Origin of the sequence: Herbaspirillum sp. meg3, assembly GCF_002257565.1 — a bacterium.
GTDB lineage: Bacteria > Pseudomonadota > Gammaproteobacteria > Burkholderiales > Burkholderiaceae_D > Herbaspirillum.
In genome coordinates this window covers 2,234,679-2,255,889 of the sequence record NZ_CP022736.1, presented here as the reverse complement: position 1 = coordinate 2,255,889, position 21,211 = coordinate 2,234,679, and the positions used below count along the sequence as shown (strand labels likewise).

The following is a 21,211-nucleotide window of genomic DNA, read 5'->3' as shown; positions in this document are numbered from 1 at the left end:
GATTTTCAAGTCGAGGTACTATTTTGTACCGCTTAAAAACACGGAAACAGCCTCCTTTTGGGCATCTAATCAGCTAAGGACTGCAGCGCAAATTCTGGTTTAATCCGATTGTATTCAGTGATCGCTTTTTTGAATTCCGTTAATTTTTCCGGATCAAGTAGCAACTCTCTGAAATGATCAGCGATTTTTTCAAGTGCACTCTGGTCTTCCGAAAAAGGAGTTAACGAATATCGACTTGGCAGAAAATTTGGTAGCAGCTGTTGGCATATCCATGTCGCGTAGTGAACCGTTCTTGCAGGATGTACGCCAACGGCGATATGAAATGTTTCTTCATTGGAGGGAATTGCTGTGTGCCACCATCCGCGAGGAATGTATAAAACATCACCTGCGTTCAGATAATCGTCAAAGATGGGCTCTGCCGGACAGTCTTGTTTATGATCACGGCTTTTTTGATCTGGCATCGGCAAGAGAAACGTTGGCGAATATATCCGCCAACGCTTACGTCCGATTAACTGAACGGCAAAAACATCATGTGTATCCCAATGATTACCAAAAGATTCTTTTTCACCGAAGGCAGCATAGCCATTTGCAACTACAGGTTGACCTGTAAATTGAGAAATGAAGTCGCAGTATCGCTTTACTGGCAAAGAAACTGAATCCATCTTATCGACTATCAAAGTTGCCCCTTCACGCAATCGTGCATACAAGGACTCTTGATTCAAACGCGTGGTATGTATGCCCGCATGCACATGATTTTCTTTATATTCATCTTCCGGAATCAAACTTTTACCATCATGAATTTGTATATATGACGGAGCCATTTGCATAACATGCAATGCTCGATTGACCTCTTTCCATGAGATGTCAGAGACAAAGGCGTTGCGTTGCAGGTATAAATTCTTTTCGTAATACTCGGAAAAAAATATTTGCTGATTAATTGAAAATTGCAACATCAAGGCCTCTTTTTTAATTGCCCTTTTTCCTTTCTCAAGAAAAAGGGCAGACTTGAAAATTATTCGTCACCATCGCGAGTGTTATCTTGCGGAGGAGGAGGTGGTGGTGGCGGCGGGGATTGAGACGAAAAGGCGTCTTGGACTTTGCTGCCGATATACGCTCCTATCGCTCCTCCAACCGTGGTACCGCTGGCGGCACCAACTGCGGCTCCAATAAGCGCACCTGCCAGTGTCCCAACGCCTGGAACTGCCGACCCAATTAGAGCTCCGGCTACGGCTCCAGCCTCCACACCACCATATCTACCTGCGAGGGCTCCCGTTAAACCGCCGACCAGTGCACCACCATCACCGGTGCCGCTGACAATCTCTATTTCTTTTGGAGTAAGTGATCTCATAAAATATTTCCTTAAAAAGTGAGTAATTTAAACTGCGAATCGAATGATCACCTCCTTAATATTTTCGACAAAAATAATTCGCCAAATTTGATTCCAGTAATAATAGGAAGCAAATATTCCATCCCGTAGTGATTTCCGTGTGCACGAAAAAATATTGATATAAGACCGAGAAAAATAGCAATCCATTCAATGGAGGGAATAAATCTTCTTGCTCTAAATTTTTGGCTGACACCTGTAAATCCCGCCGCTATCAGCGACGCTGTAGCCATACCGAAAAGGGAGAACCAGAAATATTGGGAAAATGAATCAGGAATGAAAATAAAAAAAAATAATAGAAAGGAAGTGTATGAGGCTGCATTTATGCAAATCGAAATGTAGTCACCGCGTGTCATTTTTTTATCTCTTTCTCAATATCACGAAACAATACGTCTAACACCGCGCTATCATGGCCAATGGAAGTTTTACAATTCATGTTCTCTATCTGATTCCTCCTCACGCATTAACGTCGCTGCACTGCGGCTAATAGAGGTTCAGCAACCCACTCCCATATTTTTCGTTTGTCCTGAATGACATCCGCCTCCAGTGTCATGCCGGGCTTGAGTACTTGCTCTTGTCCATAGGCATCGATAGTCTGACGATCCGGTTGGACCTTGATGCGGTACAGTGCCTCATTGCTGTTAGCGCCGAGGATATTCTGCTGCGCGTTGCTGAGTATCGTGCTGGCCAAGTGTTGCGGCAATTCGCCGGGAGCAAAGGGCGTCTTGCCGACATCAATGACAGTGCCAGGTTGCAGGCCGAATTTTTGATACGGATAGGCTTGATAACGGATCAGCACCTGCTGGCCGGCGGCGACAAAACCTGCTGTACGGCTGGGAGCGTAGAGATGCACTTCCAGTGCCGGATTGTCGCCTTGATTCTTGTCACCGGCGCCGGACGGAATCAGCGTCGCCAGCATCTGGCCTGCGGTCACAGTCTGCCCCGGATCGTAGGCGATAGCAGTTACGGTGCCGTTGTTTGGGGCAGTGACGAACGCGGACTTTCTGCTTTGATTCTCTGCCATTTCCTGTTGCAGACTGGCTTGGGTGCGTTCGAGTTGCGCGAGGTCGGTGGCGAGTCCGGTTTCCATCGCGGCGAGGTCAGCTTGCAAGGCCAGCCGTGTTGCTTCCAGTTGGACCTTGTTCCTTTTAAGGCTAGCCAGTTTGGAGGCAAGGTCGATGGTGTCTTCCTGCTTTTGCTGGGTTTGCGCAGCAGAGACATAGCCACTCTGTTGCAGCGTTTCGAACTTGACCAAACTTTGCAATGCCAGCTCATGCCTGCGCTGGGCAAGGGCGATTTCCTGCGCCAATTGTTCGGCTTCCATCGTCAGGTTTTGCAAGCGTTCATGCGCTGCCTGCTTCTTGTCACGATATTGGGCGGTACGCAGGCGTTGCTCCGACTCCAATGTGGCTTGGCGCGTCGCCAGTTGCTGGGCGACCAGCGCGGTGAGTTCGCCGCTCGCAGCTTGTCGTTCGGTGGACACTTCGAACAGCGTTTGTCCTGCCGTAACCACCTGCCCTTCCTTGATATGGCTGCGGATCAATACACCCGCATTGGGGGCGGCAATGCTGATACTACCGGCATGAGGGACAGTGACGCCGGCGACATGCGACTTGCGGGTGACAGCGCCAAAGATGACGAAGGCGATCAATGCTGCGGCAATCGCCAGCGCACAACCAGAGATCAACCAGGCAGATAAAGGCTGCGCTAGGCGCAGCGCGCCAAGGGCATGCTTGTCGTTTGCGGACAGCACTTCCGGGCGAAAGAGCGGCAATGTTGGATTGGAGGCTTCGAAGGACATTTTCGTTGGCTGTAACTGAAAGATACGGTGCGCTCTAAAAGGGTATCAATCTCTCATCACTTGGCCTCCATGATGATCGACAACACATCAGTTTGGAATATGTACTTTCTCATGGTTTACCAATTTTCTTGCACGGATTTCCAGATACGACGCGGTCGTTTTAACAGGGCGAGAACATCACGATATCGCGTGTGCGATATCAACATCAGCCCTGTCCACGCAGCTACACCGGAATACTCACCGCCAAACAAGTCTCTCCTCGCTCGGCATCGCAGGTAAATTGCAACACCCCGCCAAGCGAAGAGGTACGCTCACGCAATACGGTGAGCTTGTAAGTATCTTTCTCCACCAGTATTTTTCCTTTGGACAGTATCTTCAGGATCAAGCTTGTGTCCCGGTCAATCATCTCAATCAGAATCTCAACAGGATCTGTATGTCGCATGACGTTGGTAATGCCTTCCTGAATCAACCGGTAGATAGCGCCGGCGCGTCGTGCATCGACCTGGTCGAGAAAAGACGCGTGCACAAGCTCAAAGTCGACCTGCGGCGCTGCCTTTCGCCACTGCACGATCATGTCTTCAACCGCAATCTTCAAACCCCCTACGCTGATGGCTTCGGGGCGAAGCTGCATGATTGCCTGCGAGACATCTGCGTGCGCTTGTGCGAGCACTTTCTTTCCGTCCAGGCAAGCGGCTGCAATAGAGTGCTTCTCCTTCGATAGCGACATGTCGACAGAAGATGCTGAGACCGCCCTGTCGATGCCGGAAAATATCCAGGTCAGCTGTGTAATGGCCGCCCCCATTGCGTCATGCAGGTTTTGAGCAATCAGCCGCCGCTCATCTTCAAGCTGTGCCGTCGCCTCTGCGATGAGCCGATTGCGCATCTGGCGCTCACGTCCGATTTCCAGCCCTGCACGTATGCTCCAGATGGCGCTCTGCTGCAGCGGCTTGATGAGATAGCCGACCAGATTCTGCGAGATCGATACATCGGCAAACATGCTCTGGAAGGTAGGCTCCTTGTCGTCTTGCGTGCACAGCAGGCATGGCAAGCTGCCTGCGCAGCGGACCACGTCGGCGGCGGTGCCATCCGGCAGATTGATGTCGACGATGGCCATCGCAATGACATGCTCTGCCATCAGCGCTTTTGCCTCGCGAACATTCTCGGCCTCATAGCAATGCCATTCGTTCGGCGCCTGGTTCAATACGATGCATAACGACTGGCGAAACACGGGGTCGTCGTCGACTATCAGAACAGGTGTCTTGGTAGCGTTGATCATGCTGCCCTCATGGTCACAAGCAAGGCATGCAACGCCTTACGGGTTCGATGGAAGGTATCGACCATCGAAGCATATTGTCGCTGTGCAGACTCGCGACTATCGCATACGGCCAACTCTTTGAAATATTCAGCCAGTGCCGTGGCGCCGATGGTGGCGCATGAGCCGCGCATGCGGTGGATGATTTTTTCCAGGTCGGCCCGACTTTCGTCTTTGCCGCCACACCTGGTTAGCCTGGACTCGATCTCGATCAGGGTATCGCCGACAGTTTTGTTGAACGTGGCACACATCCGAATCAACGCCTGATGTTGCGCACCGCATCGACCGAGCATCTTCAATGGGCCGGCATCGATAATCTGCGACGCATCCCTGGTGGGCTGATACACAATGGGCGGCCCCTCTCCCAACAGCTGCCGCAGAACATTCGCCGTGGTCGGCTTGGTGACGACTTCATCACATATCGTCCGTGCTGCAATCAGCACTTCCGACGTGACATCGGCAGTGACGAGTACCATCCGTGTGGCTGCGTCGGGGCAGGAAGCACGATATTGCTCGATCGCCTTCAAGCCGCTTCCTCCGGGAAGACGATGGTCGATCAAGGCAACGTCATAGACCGGACCACCTCGCTGGAAGGCTGTGCAGAGTTCATCGTAGGTCTCCGCAAGGGTGACGTCGTGTCGCAGTTGAAGAACGATGAGCAACACCGCCTGTGCCGTGATGGGATCATCTTCGGCGACCAGTACGTTCAACCGGCGCACGGGCAGGCTTTCTTGTTCTCCAGGCTGCCCCGCTTCAATCGACGAGGAATTGAACGATGACGAAGCGTCGAAACATGCCCGGAACTCAAACTCGCTACCGACGCCAGGCGCCGATCTGACAAGTTCCAGACTGCCATTCATGTTCAGTGCGAGCTGGCGTGAGATAGCCAGGCCAAGGCCGGTTCCAGTGTGGCCGACCTGCCCGCCGCTGGTCACGAAGGCGCCAAACACCTGTTCGTGCATGGGAGGGGCAATGCCCACGCCGGTGTCGTTGACCCGGATGATGCAATCGCGCTTTTCCCCATCAGCGGTATCGCTAACCGACGCGGTCAGCGATACCGAACCCTGCTCCGTGAATTTGAACGCATTAGATAGTAAATTGATGACGACACGCCGCAATGAGGTCAGGTCGCCACGGACCATCATCCCTAGACATGCGTCGACATCCAGATTGAATTGTGCCGCGGACCCGTGCCGCAATGGACCGAGCATAGCGGCGGTCGCACGAAGCTCATTGCCCAGATTGAAATCCTGAATCGGCCCACACTGTCCGGATTGCTGCCGGTCGTCTAGCAGGAGCAGGTTTTCCACCAGCTGGGACATGTGGTTGGCGATAGCGGAGACGCTCGAGATGACTTTGGTGTCAGCGACGGCCTGGTTCTGCGCTGAATCGAGAAGCAGGCACAATGCATTGACCGGCGTGCGCAACTCGTGGCTGGCGTTTGCCAGCATCATGCGTCGGGATTCCAAGGAGGCTTGAAGTGATTCTGTGCGTTCGGCTACGCGTTGTTCCAGTCGAGAGCGCTCCTCCTCAAGCATTTTCAGTTCGCGCTTGGTACGTTCGTCAAGAATTGCATTCTTCTCCCTCTCAGCTAGCTTGACTCGATATGCAAGAGCGAGGGCAAATAAAATTGCTTCCCAAACCGAAGCAACTTGAATCGAATAGTTAGTAACGGGCGTCGAGGGAATTGCACCTATTGTTCGAAGGGCCAACAACAACATAGCAACCGCGAATAGCGCCCATCCTGTGCAATATAGTCGCGCAGGCTCGTAGCCCTGATACCAACGAATAAATCCAGCAGCAAACAGAACTGGGGCGACGAAAAGCACCAAATAAATTACAAGCTGATAGGGACGCCCAACGGGAAGAAAAAATGATGCAATCCCTCCGGCGAAAAGGAGGAATTGCCAAAATCTCAGATAGATATCGAGCTTAGGAGTTGTTGTTCTTAAAGTTAGAAATTGACGTGCAAATAATATCGATCCGTGTAAAAAGCCATAGGTGCATGCCGCAAAAAATTTTTCGGAGAATGGAGTCCATTGGAATGCAAATGGCACAAATCCATTCATGTAAAAGAAGGTCGCGATGAAACAGCCGAGATAGTATACGTAGTAAAAATATGACCTATCACGAAGATAGAAATAAAGGACGAAATTATAAAACCAAATCACCAACAGCCCACCGAAGAACAGGCCAAAAAAAAGCTGCGAGTGATGAATATGTTCGAGAATCCCTTTTTCGCTTGACCACGAAAGGTCAACGCTAAGCCAATGCCCACGAGGCTCTATACGCACATAGTAGGTTACGGGGAAATTTGGAGAAACGGGTATCTTGAAAAGATAATTCCGAATCTTGAAGAGGCGATCTTCTATGGGATCTGCTTCTTCTATTTGGAGCACGTCTCTGCCATTTTTTGCGGGATAGAACAATTTAATATTTCCCACATGCTCATAGTTTTGAGTCAAAAACCAATAAGGCTCCCCGTAATTTTTAAGATCCACAGAGAATCGAATCCAGATTACTTTTTTGACATAGTCGTAGCTATGAGTTGATACATCAAAGAGCTTAAATATGCCGGCACGGCCATTTTCAACATCCTCTATGGAATATTGGCCTAACGCATCGTCCAAATATTCGATTTTTGTATCTAGCGGTTGCCAACGATCTCCATCAGGAACGAAAATGGCAGGAGACGCTTTACTTAACGATACCGAAGCACAAACCAAGAGAACTAACATCACGACAGTGCGGACAGCACTGCGCTTGCAGCAACGATAAGTCGCCTCCTTTATTTCACGCACGATAACTCCTCAGCCAATCTTTTCCCACACAAGAGTGCCTGTTAGCTCCTCGCCATCAACCCGAAACGGTGAAGTTCTAAGCGTCAATATCCGATCGTTGTCTGAAAATTGAAAAAAGCGATCAAGAGTGGAATCTGCCTGATTTGGAAACAGACTACCGAGCACTTGATGCCGTACCATTTTTCTTTCCATGTCTACGTCATACGTTCCGTAATAAGCTGCATAGCTGCTGAATGCCGCCTTCATTTCTGCATCTGTTCCAGCCAACTGATCGTTCTTGAGGAATTTCTTCCTTTCAGAACTATGTAATTGAGCAGACATCCAGCCTTCTTCTCCGTACACAAGCAGTCCGCTCGGACTATCGCCTAATGGCCTGAGAGAGCTACCGTCCTGCTTGGAAAATTCAGCCATCACCAGCATCCAGGAACCTATAAATTTATCCAACACAATTTCCTCTTCAAAATTATCTATTGCCAAGCCACATTTAACGACTTATTCCACTACACCGAACCGCCGGGCCACTTGAAAAAATGCTGACCTTGGCGCATCTATTTTTTTTACAACCTGCGACAACAGGTTCTGTATCCGCTTGTCAGACACGCCCAATCTCCGGGCCAATGCATCTACGCTTTCCCCCTTCGCATAGCCGACAAATACCTCCTTCTCCTGTGCCGACAACATTCCCAACGGCGACCGACGATCTTCGATATGAAAATTTGCAAGACTGGATGCAACGGATGGAGGGAGATATCTTTCGCTTTTCTCGGCCTGGTCCACCGCCCTGACGATCTCTTCCGGATCGTCGCTTTTGGGGACGAATGCGATGGCGCCGGCGTCGTAGCAGAGCTCGATGGTGCCGGGTGCTTCGCGCATGCTGTAGACAACAACCCGGCACGGTGGCGCGGTTTTGCGCAGCTTTGTCATCAATTCAGGAAACGGTAGTTGGTCGATGCCCAGATCGATGATGACGATGGCATACGGATGTTTCCTGACCAGGGCCAGCAACTCCGGAACGGCGCCGCAGGCGCCGACGATGTGCTTGTTTCTCTGCTCCAGGATGTGGCTCACGCCGGCACGAATGGCGGCGTGGTCGTCGCAGATGATGATCGCCTGGAGACGCGTTTGGTCTCGATCGGCTTTTCGTCTGGCTCCGGAAGCAGTAGGCATGGCATCTTTCATTGCTGAGCTCATCGCTGGGTGATTGATTTGAACAGCGACCGTATTTTTCAAACAAAAATAAAGATCAGAAAACTCGAAAAAATGCGTGAGTTTTCAGATATCGAATGATTGCCACGGGAAAATTTCCCGATATTATGGGATCGCATTTTTCTGTAACAAAAGTGTAATTGGCAACCGTCTCCGTCAATCGTCCCATCTCCTCGCTGTGCACGAAAAAATGAAAAATAGATCAGATAGTCAGACATATTTCCAAGCGAGTCCCGAAAATAAACGCATACTTATCATCGAAGATCATCCCATCGTCTCTCACGTGATTGCATCGATCCTGCTGGAGATCAACAAGAACTTGGAGATCACAGTCAAATCTTGCTCCAACTCCGCCTTGGCAGCGTTGCACGAAGACAGACAGACGCATCCCTGGCACCGAATCTTTCTGGATCTTGATATGCCTGGATCACTGGGACTGTCTCTCTTGCGTCACTGTGCCGATATGGGTATCGCACAGCATTGCGTGATCGTGAGCGGGACGTGGTCTGAGCAACGTAACAAGGAAGTGAAAAAGATCGGCGCGTTAGGATTCATCAAAAAAAGTTCGTTGTTTGATGATTTCAAAAATGGGCTTGTCTCGGCAATGAAAGGAGATCCGATCCCTCAGGGAAACTCATCGTCACTGCTTTCCGCGGCATTGCTGACGCCACGGCAACGTGACATGCTGTGCCTGCTGCGACGAGGATTGTCGTCAAAGAAGATCGCTGCACAATTGGGAATCAGCCCCGGCACCGTAGACAATCATGTTTCTGCTTTGGTAAGTCGGTTCGGGGCGACGGGGAGAATGCACGCTGTCGCAATGGCAATTGAGCTGGGCTTGCTGGGCGATCCGGAAAGTACGTACCGATCGCGAGACGACGGAGTCTTACCAGCGATGACGGATGCCAAACTGTAGAGCGCTTGCACTCTGTCCGGCCCCACTCGTGAAGCCGCCAGCATAACCGGCGCCTCCCGAGGCGTATTGCGCGTTCTCCTGATTGCGGGCGTACGCGACTATCGTATAAACATCGGTGCGTTTCGACAGATCATGAAGATATCCCATTCCATAAAGAGCTACCTTGCTCCGCGATGCTTTTTCGGCCGTACGCGAAATCGCCGCAAGGATTCTGCCGTGACCCAGACGATATTGCGTGCCGACGCTGACACTATGGGAATCCAGCCTGGCATTACTCCCAACAATGTTGACGTAGGTCGCCCCGATCACGGGCGTCAACAGCGGCACGATGGCGGAATGGTCGTTGCGCATGTGCGCATAACCTGCAAACAATTTGGCGTTGCCCATCACGTAGGAACCGCCTGCAACGGTGGTATTGAGCGATGAGCGACCTTGTTGATCCTGCTCCTGTTGGTAGCTGATCCCGGCATTCCACGTCTCATTCCTGAAACGTAAATTACCGCCATAAAAGCGCTTGGAAAGATTGAGCGAGCCGGTATTATCGAACGCCGCCATGAGCGATGCTCCCGTCCCATTCGACTCAATACGGTATTGAATCGCATTGCTGGCCCGAATCGCCACCCCGGAAGTAATGAACCCGCCGGAGCCTTGCAGAATCTGCCCCCAACCGGCCGCCGTCCCTGCTTCGAATGTGTCTGCCTTAGAGACAACCTCATAGGCTGGCGTGTATTGCCGTCCCACCAAAATTGCCCCTGCTGGGGTGACCAATCCAACGATGGAGGTTCTGTCGAACAAGGTGGCATTCGTATTGACGACCACACGCGGCGTTAATTGCGGACCAAGCATACGACTGACGGCGGCGGGCAAACCCCGCGTTAGATTAGCGCCAATATTGGGCGCAATATAGCCATTCGATATGCCCCCTGTATCTACCTCAATCCGGCTTTCCAGGTTAATCATTGTCTTGTAGCCTTGCCCAAGCTCTTCCCATCCTTTGACTCCAATCCTCGAGCCTTCGAATTGTCCGCTTGCCAGATTGAATTGCGTGCCGTTACCAAATCGGGAAACCTGCGTTCCGGCATCCATGACGCCGTAGATCGCGATACTGGATTGCGCCAAGGCCCCGGTAAAAGGAAGTACGAGAACGCCCATGCCGATGATGAGTCGATGCATACGAATGACTTACTTAAAGAGGAAATTAAAAACAGGCTTGACGATTGGCTAGCCGATGCGCGTCATGTCAGATGGCTTGATCAACGCTTATCTCTCTGACAAGGATGCGGATTGAAACAGAAATATGAGCCCATTGGCCGCGACCTCACTCTATACCTGTCACTTTTCAGATTTTTTCTGTGGCGATCTCATTTAAATATCGTCGATAAAAGTTAATAAATTGAAAACACGTGCAACATCTGACTGTCCGAGATCGTGTACCTTATCGCCAACTTTGGCTGTCCAAAACCCCCAAGATTTGGTATCGTCGCGCGATTCCTCGACTTTCCCATTCTTCTTTTCTGCATTGACCTCCATGAAGACACCTGTCCGCCTCGGCACTCCGCTTTCCCCTTCCGCCACCAAAGTCATGCTGCTCGGCTCCGGCGAGCTCGGCAAAGAAGTGATCATCGCCCTGCAACGCCTGGGCGTGGAAGTCATCGCCGTGGACCGCTACGCCGACGCTCCCGGCCATCAGGTGGCACATCGTTCTCATGTCATCAACATGACCGACGGTGCGGCGCTGGCTGCACTGATCGAAAAGGAACAACCTGATCTGGTCGTGCCGGAAATCGAAGCCATCGCCACCGAGACCTTGGTCGAGCTGGAAAAAGCCGGCAAGGCGCGCGTCATCCCGACCGCCCGCGCCGCCTGGTTGACCATGAACCGCGAAGGCATCCGTCGCCTGGCTGGTGAAACCCTGAGCCTGGCGACATCGCCTTACCGCTTTGCAGACAGCCTGGAAGAACTGAAAGCCGCCACCGAACAAATCGGTTTCCCCTGCGTGATCAAGCCGGTCATGTCGTCCTCCGGCAAGGGTCAGTCGAAGATCGACAGCGCTGCCGAAGTCGAAGCAGCGTGGAATTACGCCGCAGCCGGCGGCCGCGTCGATTCCGGTCGCGTGATCGTCGAAGGCTTCATCGACTTCGACTATGAAATCACCCTGCTGACCGTGCGCTCGCTCAACGAAAACGGCGACACCATCACCAGCTTCTGCGAGCCGATCGGCCACGTGCAAGTCAAGGGTGACTATGTCGAATCCTGGCAGCCGCACCCTATGCATCCGACCGCATTGGACAAGGCACGCGACATCGCTCGCAAGGTCACCGAAAACCTCGGCGGCCTGGGCCTGTTTGGCGTGGAATTATTCGTCAAGGGTGAAATGGTCTGGTTCTCCGAAGTCAGCCCGCGTCCTCACGACACCGGCATGGTCACCATGGTCAGCCAGATCCAGAGCGAATTCGAACTGCACGCCAAGGCCATCCTTGGCCTGCCGGTCAACGTGGCGTTGCGCACGCCGGGCGCGTCTGCCGTGATCTATGGACAGCACGATGCCAAAGCCATCGCCTTTGAAGGCGTGGCCGACGCGCTGCGCATCCCAGGCGCGGATATCCGCCTGTTCGGCAAGCCGGAGTCCTTCGAACGCCGCCGCATGGGTGTTGCGCTAGCCGCCGCCGACAACGTCAGCGATGCGCGCATCCGCGCCAAACAGGCTGCCGCCAAGGTCAAGCCAGTCAAGACCAACTAATCTCTGCTGTAACCCGCTGTATCGGCATCGCTGCGCGCTCGCGCAGCGATGTATCCTTCCTGCCGCCGCCCCGATCCTCCCGACTTCCCCGCTGACAGCGACCTGTGCGATTGCCGACCACGATTGGCAGCTATAATCGAGCATCCTCTCAACATCTTTGCCTGCTCTCATGAAATTCGATGTCGCCATCATCGGCAGCGGACTTGCCGGTTTGTCGGTTGCTCTGCATCTTGCCGAAAAGAAAAACGTAGTCGTGATCTCCAAGGGCGAACTGCTCGACGGGGCCAGCAACTGGGCGCAAGGCGGCATCGCTGCCGTGCTTGATTCGGGCGACAGCCATGAGCAGCACATCGACGACACGCTGATCGCCGGCGCCGGCTTGTGCGACGAAGGCTCGACCCGCTTTATCGTCGAACACGGCCGCGAAGCCATTGAGTGGCTGATCGAGCAAGGCGTGCCCTTCACCCGCGACGACAGCGCCGAGCTGGGCTATCACCTGACGCGCGAAGGCGGCCATAGCCAGCGCCGCATCATTCACGCCGCTGACGCCACCGGTCATGCGGTGCAGGTGACGCTGGAGCAGCGCGTCCGCGCACACCCGAACATCACGTTGCTGGAGCATCACTGCGCCATCGACGTCATCACGACGAAAAAACTCGATCCGTCCGCCAAAGGCACTCCTCGTTGCGTCGGCGTCTATGTGCAGGACGTCAGGAAAGGCAAGGTCGTCACCATCGCCACCGACCACACCGTGCTGGCTACCGGCGGTGCGGGCAAGGTCTATCTCTATACGTCCAATCCTGATTCCGCCACCGGCGACGGTATTGCGATGGCTTCGCGCGCAGGCTGCCGCGTGGCCAACATGGAGTTCATCCAGTTCCACCCGACCTGTCTGTATCACCCGTACGCCAAGTCTTTCCTGATCAGTGAGGCCTTGCGCGGCGAAGGCGCCTTGCTGAAACTCCCCGCCGCTGCCGGTGCGGCTGCCGGGACGCGTTTCATGCCCGAGCACGATGACCGAGCCGAACTCGCACCACGCGATATCGTCGCCCGCAGCATCGACTTTGAGATGAAAAAACGCGGTCTCGATCACGTCGACCTCGACATCAGCCATCAGCCGCCGGAGTTCATCAAGGAACATTTTCCGACCATTCAGGCGCGCTGCCTGGAGTTCGGCATCGACATCACTAAACAGCCGATTCCGGTCGTGCCTGCCGCGCATTACACCTGTGGCGGTGTCGTCACCGACATGTCCGGCCGCACCGACCTTCCCGGCCTGTACGCCGTCGGCGAAACCGCTTATACCGGCTTGCACGGCGCCAACCGCCTTGCAAGCAATTCACTGCTGGAATGCCTAGTGCTGGGCCGCGCTGCCGCACAATACATTGAACAGCAGGCTGCCGCCCCCGTACTTGCCCTGCCTGTCTGGGACGAAAGCCGCGTCACCAACGCCGATGAAGAAGTCGTGATCTCGCACAACTGGGATGAGTTGCGCCGTTTCATGTGGAATTACGTCAGCATTGTGCGTACCAACAAGCGGCTCGAACGCGCGCAGCATCGTATCCGTCTGCTGCGCGAAGAAATCGACGAGTACTACGCCAACTTCCGCATCACGCGCGATCTGCTGGAACTGCGCAATCTGGTGGAGGTGGCGTCGCTCATCGTCAACAGCGCGTTGGCACGCAAGGAAAGCCGCGGCCTGCATTACAGTCTGGACTATCCCGATACACTGGCGAAAGCTTTGCCCACGGTGCTGTCACCGCAAAAATAAACAGGCTGTAACACACGCTGAGGTGCAAGCTGAAGCACAGGTTCGGGATAATAATGGAAGGTAGTACGAATCGAATTTGCTGAAGGAGGAGATGATGAGCATTACGCGTATCAATACATTCCGGGCGCTCGACGATCGTGTCGATGATTTGAAAAAATTCCTGCTTGCACTGCTTCCCACCATACGTGCATCGGTCGGTTGCCAGTCCTGCCAGTTCCTGCAAGATCAGACTATCCCGTCGCGCATGGTTATCATCGAAGTCTGGGACAGCATCGAAGCGCACCACGACTCGCTGCAGCATGTCTCCGAGGCCAGCATCGAAGAGGCCAAAACCATGCTGGCGGCAGCGCCTGTTGGCGGCTACTACCAATAAAGGCAAAGGCCCGCAAGGAGCGTGTCACGTCCGGCACATAAGACATGATGCATGTGCCCGCCGGAACACATCCGCAATCGGTCAAATCGCACTCCGTTCATATTTTTCTTGCGCTCCTCGCATTGCCGACATGGAGGGGAGCGATTTACCATTGCCGCATTGCCATTCTCTCTTTCTATCGTGACACGCACTCCCTTCTTCAATCTGCCCCGTCTTGTCGCGGGAATTGCACTGGCGACTCTGCTCACGCAGTCCGCACTGTCCGCCGAGAATGTTGATACGCCAACCAAGGAACCCGCCGCAAAGCCGAGACCGCGCATCGGCCTGGTGCTATCCGGTGGAGGTGCACGCGGCTATGCCCATCTGGGTGTCCTGCAATATCTGGAAAAGCTGCACATCCCTGTCGATTACATTGCTGCCACCAGCATGGGCGCGCTGGTGGGCGGCCTTTACGCCAGCGGTATTTCGGCGGAAGAGCTGGAGCACCGGCTGTCCAAAACCAATCTGAGCGACATTGCCTTTGATCGCAATGAACGCGCCAAGCTCCCCCAGTCGCAACGCGAGGATGATTTTCAATATCCGATTTCGATTGCGGTCGGTTATGACGACGGCAAACTGAAGCTTGCACCGGGACTCGTACAAGGCAACAACCTGCTGACGCTGCTGCAAAACTGGACGGCACAGTTACCGGGCAATATTTCCTTTGACCGGCTGCCCATCCCCTTCCGTGCCGTCGCCACCGATCTCGGCAAGGGTACGGCCGTCATTCTCGATCATGGCTCGCTGCCGCGCGCGATGCGCGCCAGCATGGCCGTTCCGGGGCTCTTTGCACCTTATCAGATCGACGGCCGTACGCTGGTCGACGGCGGTCTGGTGAGTAATCTGCCGGTACAGGAAGCGCGTGACATGGGTGCCGATATCATCATCGCCGTCAACATCGCCACGCCGCTGCAGGACCCTGCCAATCTGCAATCGCCGACCGCTGTGGCGCAACAGATGGTTGGCATCCTGATCCAGCAAAACGTCAAAACGCAGAAATCCTTGCTTGGTAAAAGCGACATCCTCATCGAACCTGAACTGGCCGGCATGTCTTTCACCGATTTTGCGCGCGGCAGAGATGGCGTGAATGCCGGGTGGGATGCCGCTCAGGCGCAAAGCAAGCGGCTCACTGAACTCTCTCTGCCGCCGGAAGAATGGAAAACCTATCTGGCAGCGCGCCACACCGACATGGCATTAGCGAAAGGTACACGCGTCGATGCCATCGAAATCAAGACCACCGGCCGCATTCCCGCCGCCTATGTTCGCAGCCGCCTGAGCGTCAAGGAAGGCGACGTCTACGATGCCGACCTGATCAACCAGCAGTTGTCGCAACTGTCGACCAACGGCGACTTCAATGCCTTGACACAGGAAATAGTGAACAAGGACGGCCGTAACGTCCTGCTGATCGATGCCGAAGAAAAATCCTGGGGACCGCAATACCTGCTGTTCGGTCTCGGCATTTCCAATACCTTCGATGGCCGCGGCAGCGTCAACCTGCAGATCGGCCATCGCTATCCATGGATGAATCAGAGCGGTCTGGAATGGCGCAACGATGTCATTCTCGGCAATAAACGAGCAAGCCTGCACAGCGAATTGCGGCAACCACTGTTCGGCTCGTCAGGCTTGTATGTCTCGCCCTATATCGATATCAGCCGTCGCTATGTGGATATCTATCCGGACGGCAGTGATGCCAAGGCGTCACCAATAACGCAATATCGTTTCGATAACGATACTGCCGGTATCGATCTTGGCATGCCGCTGGCGCAGTTGGGCGACTTGCGATTGGGTGTCAGTTATCAGCATACAAAGTACACGCCGACCTACAACGTCTCTTTGGAAAGCGTTGGACCGCTATTCAACGCCATCCAATCAAGCCAGCCGGTTGCGCGTGCCCGCCTGACGATCGATCAGCTCGACGATCCGCTATTCCCGCGCAAGGGCTATTACATTTATTCAGAGGTCAATCGCGGCTTCGGCCAGGTGGACAATCGTTACAGCGATGCGCAGCTCAAGACGCTATGGGCCTTCAGCCGGGAACGCAACACCTTCAATGTCGCGGTGGAAGCAGCCAGCAACCTGTCCAGCAACAACGCAGGACCGGGATTTTTCCTCGGCGGATTTCAACGTTTGTCGGCTTACGCGCCGGATCAGTTTTATGGCAACTACTTACTGTACAGCCGCCTGACCTACTTGCGCGACTTGACCGACTACAGCTTGCTCGGTCTGCGTAATCCGGTTCTCGGCAGCAGCCTGGAGGCCGGCAATGTCTGGCAAACGCGCGATGCTTTCGGGGATGGGCCTTACAAAAAGAGTCTGAACCTTTTCCTTGGCGGGAACAGCCCTGTCGGACCCGTCTATTTCGGCGCGGCCTTAGGACAGCAGGGAGTCTGGAATTTGTATTTGCAGCTGGGACGGGTGTTCTGAAACGGACCTGAGGCAAGGCGATGGGCCTTTAGCTTTACGCGTTGTCGTTCTTTTCTTCCGCAACTGCGCCACGCATGCGCTTGCGCGCACGTTCCGGCATAGGCGGAAAGCCGAAGAATTCCAGCACGCTGTTGGCGACCTGATCGCGATCATTGTCGACGCAAATCATGTGATAGCTGTTCTCCAGCACAACGGTGCGTGCATCCGGGATGGTTGCCTGCAGATATTCTGCCGACCGCAAGCTGGTCAGCTCGTCTTCGCGAGCATGCACGATCAGCGTCGGCGCGTTGATGTTCTTTGCCCCCGCACTGGCCCAACTGCGCAGACGATCGACCTGGCGAATGCAAGCCATCGGCACCCAGCGATAATGAAAATTGTCGCCACGCTCAAACTTGGCTTTCACCACTGCACGCACCAGCGTGTTCTTGATGCCGAATGGTTCACCCTCCTCCACCTTCATACGCGACGCAACGCCTGGGATCAGATAGAACAGCGACCGCAAACCGGCGTACCAGGGCGTTGACCAACCGTCGATGTAAATCGGCGGCGCCAGCGTGACCAGTTTTCCCTGTTTTGCAGTATGGCCGACGCGCTCACACACGTTGATCGCAAGCAAAGCCCCCATGCACATGCCCATGACATGCAATTGTTCATATTGAGGCTGCAATTCACGATACTGCGCCACCACCAGGTCTATCCATTGTTCAGCGCGAATCGGAATGAGATCCTCCGGCCGTGTTCCGTGCCCGGGCAAGGTAACGGCATGGGTATCGGCACCGGCTTTTTGCAGGATCTTGTGCATCGATCCCAGATCGTATTGCGTGCCGCCCAACCCGTGAATCAGTATGACGCCAACCTTGGCAGTCATTTTTCGCTCCGTCCTTGTGCCAGATCGGCTGCGTCGAAATGCCAGGTACCCGCGACCATGACGAGACTGCCATCCGGGTCGTGCAGACTGCGGCTCATATCGGTTGCGCCAATAACACGGCCATTGCTCAGCAAGAGACGAAACGGCAGGTCTTCGCGCACATCATCGCCCTCATTGCCCTCGTCGCCCTCATTGCGATTGTCTTCCAGCCAGCGCTGGCGCATGCGGTGCTGATCCAAAGGATGCACCAGCTTGAGCGCGTCATCCAATGTTGTGAACTTGTCCGGCGGCAGGCCCAACAGGCTTTGCACATCGCCGCTCCAGGCGATGGTTTTCTTTTCAGGATTGATGCTGTACACCAGCTGGCGACTCACTGTCAGCGCCAGCTCGACCTCGCTCTTCCAACGCGCCACATCCTCATGCAGTTGTTCGCGCGTCGTCTTCAAGGCGCTGATCAGCAATGACAGCAACGAGGCTACTGCCAGATAGACCTGCAATTCGAGCAAGGCATTGCTGGAATTCAACTGAACCAGTTCGACGAACGGTCCGCGCCCCAGCGAGTTGTAGACAAACGCCATCAGCGACAGCACCGCCACCGATAGCGCACCACCGCGACCACCCCACAGCAGCGCAACCAGCGCGATGAAAAACAACGGCAAATAGGTCGATGAAAAATCGATATCGAAAATGATGCGATCAAGATCGCTGTCGAAGGCAATGTAGCCAGTCGCAATCACGGCAATGAAAGCTGCCAGACCCAGCAAAAATTCAGTACGTGCAATCCCCCCCGAACGCGTTGCGCGGAACTGCGACCAGCTCGCCAGTACCGGCGTCATGATCAGGATGCCGACCAGATCAGACAGCGCCCAGACGCGCAAGGTCGGCCAGAATGGTGTGTCTTGCGTCATCACGAACCAGGCTGCGCCAAAGATCCCGCTGACCACGCTGGCGCCGACGCCGACCATCAGCAAACCGCGCACAAAATACAGCCCTTCCATCGGAAAAGGCGCACGCCGAACCAGCCATACCGCTATCGCGGCAACACCGATCTCATCAAGGCAAAACAAGGCCATGCGCCAGAGTTCGCGATGTTCCAGCCAGCCCAGCAAAATCTGCGCGGCAAACAGCAGCACCAGCAATGGAAACCAGCGCGCCGTCGGCGTCAGCAACAAGGCGCTCACGGTGATCCCTGCCGGCAGCCAGATATACCCTGTCGCCACGAAGGAGCCGTTCAATGCATGCGACACATAACCGAACACAAAGTACAGTGCGGCCCACAGCAAGGGTGCGACAAGATTGTTTGATTTCACGATGAATTCCCTGAGGATTGCCTGCTTGTTCTTGCACGCCCCGACGACGCAAATAACATAATGCGACTTGCTTGCCCAGAGCGACTGGATGGCGCATTTTAGCAGGCTCGCTGATACCAGCCGCCAATGTAAAACAACCCGCATCTTCCGAAGAAAATGCGGGTTGTTTCAAGAACTGAACCTCAACATCTGAACCGGCTTTGGAGCCGATGAAATCAATCGACAATACGCAACGAGTAATCGATCGCCTGAATATCCTTGGTGAGACTTCCCACCGAAATACGATCCACGCCAGTCTCGGCGATGGCGCGCACGGTTTCCATGTTGATACCGCCAGAGGCCTCCAGCACGGCGCGGCGTGCGGTAATCATGACGGCTTCACGCATCATATCCAGCGAAAAATTGTCGAGCAGGATGGACGTTGCGCCTGCAGCCAGTGCTTCTCCCAGCTCATCGAGGCTTTCGACCTCAACCTGGATGGTAACGCCGGCATTGAGCTTGATGGCCGCCGTCACCGCCGCAGTGATCCCACCGGCTGCGGCGATATGATTTTCCTTGATGAGGATGCCGTCGTAGAGCGCCAGACGCTGATTCATGCCGCCGCCGACGCGCACCGCATACTTCTGCGCCAGGCGCAAACCCGGCAAGGTCTTGCGGGTATCGAGAATGCGCGCACGGGTGTCGCGAATCAGATCAACATAGCGGCGCGTCGCCGTCGATACGCCGGACAACAGTTGCAGAAAATTCAAGGCGCCGCGTTCAGCCGTCAACAAGGCACGTGCCGGGCCTTCGATACGGCAGACTTCGTCGTTGGCCTGCATGAGATCACCTTCGCCGAACTTCCACTCAACGCGCAAGCGTGGATCGAGACGCGCCATGACTGCCTCGAACCAGGGCGCACCGCATAGCACAGCTTGTTCACGCACGATGACACGTGCTTTGACATGTTCGTTTTCCGGCACCAGTTTGCCGGTGTGGTCGCCGTTACCGACGTCTTCGGCGATGGCCAGATTGACGTTGGCGTCAAATGCCGCCGACAAGGCAGGATCGAAAGGCGCAAACGGATTGCGCAAGTTGCTGGTGCTGCTGACGGTGAGACTCATGCTGGGCCGATTCCTGCAAACAGTTTTTGTTCGTTTTCCAATGCGCCGGTCGGGCGCACATTGGCTTTCTTCTGCGCCGCGAAATCCAGCATGCGGTCGATGCACACCACGGCCTTCTTGCCGATGACAGGATCGACGTGGATTTCGTTGCTGCCGGTTTCCAGTACGTGCAGCAGGTTCTGCAAACCGTTCATGGCCATCCACGGGCAATGCGCGCAGCTCTTGCAGGTGGCGCTGTTGCCGGCGGTCGGCGCATCGATGAAGATCTTGCCGGGCGCAGCCATGCGCATCTTGTGCAGGATGCCGTTGTCGGTGGCGACGATGAATTCCTTCGCGTCTGACGATTGCACGGCAGCAATCAGTTGCGAGGTTGAACCGATGACGTCGGCCTGTGCAACAACGGCTTCAGGCGACTCTGGATGAACCAAAATGAGCGCCTTGGGATACTCCTTGCGCAACAGCTCCAGCTCGACGCCTTTGAACTCGTCATGCACCAGGCACGAACCCTGCCACAGCAGCATGTCGGCGCCGGTTTGCTTTTGGATATAGCCACCCAGATGCTTGTCGGGGGCCCAGAGGATTTTCTTGCCCTGCTCATGCAGGTGCTTGACGATGTCGAGACCGATTGACGATGTCACCATCCAGTCGGCGCGTGCTTTGACGGCGGCGCTGGTGTTGGCATAGACCACCACCGTGCGATCGGGATGCGCATCGCAGAAGGCGGTGAACTCGTCGGTCGGACAACCCAGATCGAGCGAACATGTCGCATCGAGATCGGGCATGAGGATGCGTTTTTCAGGACTCAGGATCTTGGCGGTTTCGCCCATGAAGCGCACGCCGGCAACCACCAGCGTCTGCGCCTCGTGACTGCGTCCGAAGCGCGCCATTTCCAGCGAATCGGAGACGCAGCCGCCGGTTTCTTCGGCAAGGTCTTGCAGGTCGCCATCGACGTAGTAATGGGCGACCAGCACCGCGTTCTTTTCCTTCAGCAATTGCCTGATGCGCGCCTTCAATGCCTGGCGTTCATCTGCCGTCGGCGTGGCCGGAACCTTGGCCCACGCGTTGGCGGTACAGCTGCTGCCTGTCTCCATCTGCGGCCGTTCAAATTCGACGACCTTCATTGCTGTTGCTTGCATGGCTTTTGTATGGCGCCGAAGCGCCTG

18 protein-coding genes are annotated in these 21,211 nt (G+C 54.7%); 5 read left to right on the top strand and 13 right to left on the bottom strand.

What is annotated here, in order from left to right; genetic code table 11:
- Positions 1 to 65 precede the first annotated feature (65 nt).
- From hmeg3_RS10230 to hmeg3_RS10195, 7 genes are all read right to left on the bottom strand, one after another.
- A complete protein-coding gene (locus hmeg3_RS10230; protein ID WP_094563628.1) occupies positions 66 to 953 on the bottom strand; it encodes a cupin domain-containing protein in 888 nt (295 codons plus the stop codon).
- Positions 954 to 1,395: 442 nt separating this feature from the next.
- On the bottom strand, positions 1,396 to 1,740 hold the full coding sequence (locus tag hmeg3_RS24690) for a hypothetical protein (RefSeq protein ID WP_157739248.1): 345 nt from the start codon (positions 1,738 to 1,740) through the stop codon (positions 1,396 to 1,398).
- A 107-nt stretch (positions 1,741 to 1,847) separates the two neighbouring features.
- Complete coding sequence (locus tag hmeg3_RS10215; protein ID WP_094563626.1) at positions 1,848 to 3,185, bottom strand: HlyD family secretion protein; 1,338 nt, start codon at positions 3,183 to 3,185, stop codon at positions 1,848 to 1,850.
- 223 nt (positions 3,186 to 3,408) lie between these two features.
- Complete coding sequence (locus hmeg3_RS10210) at positions 3,409 to 4,461, bottom strand: response regulator (RefSeq protein WP_094563625.1); 1,053 nt, start codon at positions 4,459 to 4,461, stop codon at positions 3,409 to 3,411.
- Entirely contained in the window at positions 4,458 to 7,298 is a 2,841-nt protein-coding gene (locus hmeg3_RS10205) for a hybrid sensor histidine kinase/response regulator (protein WP_157739247.1), read from the bottom strand. The genes hmeg3_RS10210 and hmeg3_RS10205 overlap by 4 nt, the downstream gene beginning before the upstream one ends.
- 9 nt (positions 7,299 to 7,307) lie before the next feature.
- Positions 7,308 to 7,775 (bottom strand): lipocalin-like domain-containing protein, encoded by a 468-nt coding sequence (locus hmeg3_RS10200; protein ID WP_157739246.1) that lies wholly within the window; start codon positions 7,773 to 7,775, stop codon positions 7,308 to 7,310.
- 15 nt (positions 7,776 to 7,790) lie between these two features.
- Positions 7,791 to 8,477 (bottom strand): response regulator transcription factor, encoded by a 687-nt coding sequence (locus hmeg3_RS10195; RefSeq protein ID WP_157739245.1) that lies wholly within the window; start codon positions 8,475 to 8,477, stop codon positions 7,791 to 7,793.
- A 217-nt stretch (positions 8,478 to 8,694) separates the two neighbouring features.
- Between hmeg3_RS10195 and hmeg3_RS10190 the strand changes: the two genes are divergently transcribed.
- Complete coding sequence (locus hmeg3_RS10190) at positions 8,695 to 9,420, top strand: LuxR C-terminal-related transcriptional regulator (RefSeq protein ID WP_094563621.1); 726 nt, start codon at positions 8,695 to 8,697, stop codon at positions 9,418 to 9,420.
- Here hmeg3_RS10190 and hmeg3_RS10185 read toward each other — a convergent pair.
- Together hmeg3_RS10185 and hmeg3_RS24685 are read right to left on the bottom strand one after the other, a co-directional pair.
- Positions 9,391 to 10,593, bottom strand: a complete 1,203-nt coding sequence (locus tag hmeg3_RS10185) for a porin (protein WP_094563620.1) — start codon at positions 10,591 to 10,593, stop codon at positions 9,391 to 9,393. The genes hmeg3_RS10190 and hmeg3_RS10185 overlap by 30 nt on opposite strands.
- Before the next feature lie 192 nt (positions 10,594 to 10,785).
- Complete coding sequence (locus tag hmeg3_RS24685; RefSeq protein ID WP_157739244.1) at positions 10,786 to 10,950, bottom strand: hypothetical protein; 165 nt, start codon at positions 10,948 to 10,950, stop codon at positions 10,786 to 10,788.
- Between hmeg3_RS24685 and purT the strand changes: the two genes are divergently transcribed.
- From purT to hmeg3_RS10165, 4 genes are all read left to right on the top strand, one after another.
- Positions 10,949 to 12,160 carry a formate-dependent phosphoribosylglycinamide formyltransferase gene (purT, locus tag hmeg3_RS10180; RefSeq protein ID WP_094563619.1) on the top strand — a complete coding sequence of 404 codons (1,212 nt, stop codon included), beginning with the start codon at positions 10,949 to 10,951 and terminating at the stop codon, positions 12,158 to 12,160. The two genes, hmeg3_RS24685 and purT, sit on opposite strands and share 2 nt — an antisense overlap.
- 169 nt (positions 12,161 to 12,329) lie before the next feature.
- Positions 12,330 to 13,931: an L-aspartate oxidase gene (gene nadB / locus hmeg3_RS10175; RefSeq protein WP_094563618.1), complete on the top strand. Its 1,602-nt coding sequence runs from the start codon at positions 12,330 to 12,332 to the stop codon at positions 13,929 to 13,931.
- Positions 13,932 to 14,025: 94 nt separating this feature from the next.
- On the top strand, positions 14,026 to 14,304 hold the full coding sequence (locus tag hmeg3_RS10170; protein ID WP_094563617.1) for a putative quinol monooxygenase: 279 nt from the start codon (positions 14,026 to 14,028) through the stop codon (positions 14,302 to 14,304).
- A 180-nt stretch (positions 14,305 to 14,484) separates the two neighbouring features.
- Positions 14,485 to 16,767, top strand: coding sequence for a patatin-like phospholipase family protein (locus hmeg3_RS10165; protein WP_369828869.1), 2,283 nt, complete (start codon positions 14,485 to 14,487; stop codon positions 16,765 to 16,767).
- Between the two features lie 34 nt (positions 16,768 to 16,801).
- Here the strand turns inward: hmeg3_RS10165 and hmeg3_RS10160 are convergent, their stop codons facing one another.
- The 4 genes from hmeg3_RS10160 to nadA all read right to left on the bottom strand — a co-directional run bounded on the left by hmeg3_RS10160 (position 16,802) and on the right by nadA (position 21,184).
- Positions 16,802 to 17,635: a carboxylesterase gene (locus hmeg3_RS10160; protein WP_094563616.1), complete on the bottom strand. Its 834-nt coding sequence runs from the start codon at positions 17,633 to 17,635 to the stop codon at positions 16,802 to 16,804.
- Positions 17,632 to 18,945: an MASE1 domain-containing protein gene (locus hmeg3_RS10155; protein WP_232511944.1), complete on the bottom strand. Its 1,314-nt coding sequence runs from the start codon at positions 18,943 to 18,945 to the stop codon at positions 17,632 to 17,634. The genes hmeg3_RS10160 and hmeg3_RS10155 overlap by 4 nt, the downstream gene beginning before the upstream one ends.
- Positions 18,946 to 19,160: 215 nt before the next feature.
- Positions 19,161 to 20,048 carry a carboxylating nicotinate-nucleotide diphosphorylase gene (nadC, locus tag hmeg3_RS10150; protein ID WP_094563615.1) on the bottom strand — a complete coding sequence of 296 codons (888 nt, stop codon included), beginning with the start codon at positions 20,046 to 20,048 and terminating at the stop codon, positions 19,161 to 19,163.
- Positions 20,045 to 21,184, bottom strand: a complete 1,140-nt coding sequence (gene nadA, locus hmeg3_RS10145; protein ID WP_198361819.1) for a quinolinate synthase NadA — start codon at positions 21,182 to 21,184, stop codon at positions 20,045 to 20,047. The genes nadC and nadA overlap by 4 nt, the downstream gene beginning before the upstream one ends.
- Positions 21,185 to 21,211 lie beyond the last annotated feature (27 nt).

Excerpts from the sequence above, each read along its gene's own strand:
- nadA (WP_198361819.1), bottom strand. The coding sequence starts at position 21,184 with ATGCAAGCAACAGCAATGAAGGTCGTCGAATTTGAACGGCCGCAGATG.
- hmeg3_RS24685 (WP_157739244.1), bottom strand. The coding sequence starts at position 10,950 with ATGGAGGTCAATGCAGAAAAGAAGAATGGGAAAGTCGAGGAATCGCGC.
- hmeg3_RS24690 (WP_157739248.1), bottom strand. The coding sequence starts at position 1,740 with ATGACACGCGGTGACTACATTTCGATTTGCATAAATGCAGCCTCATAC.
- hmeg3_RS10170 (WP_094563617.1), top strand. The coding sequence starts at position 14,026 with ATGAGCATTACGCGTATCAATACATTCCGGGCGCTCGACGATCGTGTC.
- hmeg3_RS10195 (WP_157739245.1), bottom strand. The coding sequence starts at position 8,477 with ATGAAAGATGCCATGCCTACTGCTTCCGGAGCCAGACGAAAAGCCGAT.
- hmeg3_RS10230 (WP_094563628.1), bottom strand. The coding sequence starts at position 953 with ATGTTGCAATTTTCAATTAATCAGCAAATATTTTTTTCCGAGTATTAC.
- nadC (WP_094563615.1), bottom strand. The coding sequence starts at position 20,048 with ATGAGTCTCACCGTCAGCAGCACCAGCAACTTGCGCAATCCGTTTGCG.
- hmeg3_RS10160 (WP_094563616.1), bottom strand. The coding sequence starts at position 17,635 with ATGACTGCCAAGGTTGGCGTCATACTGATTCACGGGTTGGGCGGCACG.
- hmeg3_RS10210 (WP_094563625.1), bottom strand. The coding sequence starts at position 4,461 with ATGATCAACGCTACCAAGACACCTGTTCTGATAGTCGACGACGACCCC.
- hmeg3_RS10215 (WP_094563626.1), bottom strand. The coding sequence starts at position 3,185 with ATGTCCTTCGAAGCCTCCAATCCAACATTGCCGCTCTTTCGCCCGGAA.
- nadB (WP_094563618.1), top strand. The coding sequence starts at position 12,330 with ATGAAATTCGATGTCGCCATCATCGGCAGCGGACTTGCCGGTTTGTCG.
- hmeg3_RS10190 (WP_094563621.1), top strand. The coding sequence starts at position 8,695 with ATGAAAAATAGATCAGATAGTCAGACATATTTCCAAGCGAGTCCCGAA.
- purT (WP_094563619.1), top strand. The coding sequence starts at position 10,949 with ATGAAGACACCTGTCCGCCTCGGCACTCCGCTTTCCCCTTCCGCCACC.
- hmeg3_RS10185 (WP_094563620.1), bottom strand. The coding sequence starts at position 10,593 with ATGCATCGACTCATCATCGGCATGGGCGTTCTCGTACTTCCTTTTACC.